The organism is Caenibacillus caldisaponilyticus (genome assembly GCF_002003465.1).
GTDB classification, from domain to species: domain Bacteria; phylum Bacillota; class Bacilli; order Bacillales; family Sporolactobacillaceae; genus Caenibacillus; species Caenibacillus caldisaponilyticus.
Window position 1 is genome coordinate 1 of the sequence record NZ_BDDQ01000137.1, and the last position, 1739, is coordinate 1739.

A 1739-nucleotide genomic window follows, 5' to 3' on the forward strand; every position below is an offset into this window, starting at 1 on the left:
TCGCATTCTAAACGGACCGACAAAGAGGCTGGGACAAAACCCAGTAGGCTAAATTGAAAAGAGTGGTACCCACCAAAACATGTTGGTGAAGGTACCACTCTTTTTTATTGGTTTTCAGAAGTCAAATAAGGATACCTTCTGATAAAATTAAAATATAGCCAATTTACTTATCGGAGGTATCCTTATGTTTCAATATTATAACATGAATCAAGTGGTTTTGCCCCTAGATTTAGAAATTAAATTAAAAGAAAATGACATCGCCTTTCATATTCACCACCTCATCGAACAGATTCCTGATGAAGCGTTTGAAGCCTTCCTGCGTGATACGGGTCGTCCTTCCTATCATCCTCGTATGATGATGAAGATTATTCTGTGTGCCTACAGCCAATCCGTATTTTCTGGAAGAAAAATCGAAGCCCTCCTCCAAGATAGTGTTCGGATGATGTGGCTGGCACAAGGCTATGAGCCAAGCTATCGAACGATCAATCGTTTCCGCGTTCATCCCGAGGTTCAAGAGTTATTGCGCCAGTGCTTCGTGCAATTTCGTTGTCAGCTCGTGAAAGAAAAACTCATTGACGACGAAGCCATTTTTATTGATGGCACCAAGATTGAAGCCAATGCCAATAAATTTACCTTTGTTTGGCGTAAAGCCGTTGAAAAATACAGTGCGGCTTTGGTCGAAAAGTCCAATCAAATGTATGATGAATTATTAGAAAAAGAGATTATTCCAGAAATCGAAAGAGAAAACTTAGTGGAATTATCTATCCAAGAACTCGCCGAGGTTGTTGAAAAGCTTGATGAAAAAGTTGAAGAATATGACAAAAAAATCGAAGCAAGTGAAGATGTAAACGAAAGGAAACAACTTCGCTCAGAGCGCAAAGTACCGAAACAATATCGCAAGCAGTTTCAAGATTTTGTGGAGCGCAAACAAAAATACCAAAACGACATGAAATTTCGGCGAACGTAACAGTTACTCAAAGATCGATCACGATGCCACTTTTATGCGAATGAAAGATGATTATATGAAGAACGGTCAACTTAAGCCGGGTTATAATGTACAGATTGCGACAGAAGGACAATTTGCGCTCGCTTATGATGTATTTCCTAATCCGACGGATACACGTACGTTCATCCCATTTCTGGATCACATCGAGAAACACTTCTTCAAACTCCCTAACTATATCGTCGCAGATGCCGGTTATGGGAGTGAACAAAATTATAAAGATGTTCTAGAGAATCGGAAACGCACACCACTCATCACTTACAATACATACCGAAAAGAGAAGAAAAAGAAAGAAAAGCAGAATCCTTTTAACGTCATCAATTGGGAATACAACGCGGAAGACGATACATTTACATGCCCGAACGGGCAAAAATTGACGTTCCGTTATTGGTCTCATCGCACAGACCGAAACGGTTTTACCAGAGAATTTAAAGTCTACGAATGTGAAGACTGTTCAGGTTGTCCGTTCCGTTCCCAATGTACCAAAGCAAAAGAAGGACATCATCGAAGAATACAATATAACCAAAAATGGGAAGAACATAAAGAATTCATTAGGCAGAAGCTTTCGGAAAAAGAAACTGGTGAAATCTACGGCAAACGTAAAATTGATGTGGAACCAGTTTTTGGATTTCTGAAGGCTAATTTGCGTTTCACTCGTTTGTCAGTGAGAGGCAAAGAAAAGGTGAAAAATGAATTGGGATTTGCATTCATGGCGGTGATCTTTCTCAAGTTCACC

At 39.7% G+C, this 1739-nt stretch carries 1 pseudogene; it reads left to right on the plus strand.

The features are described 5' to 3' along the window. Positions 1-184 precede the first annotated feature (184 nt). Positions 185-1739: pseudogene (locus CCB157_RS16825) on the plus strand (IS1182 family transposase); the annotation flags it as partial.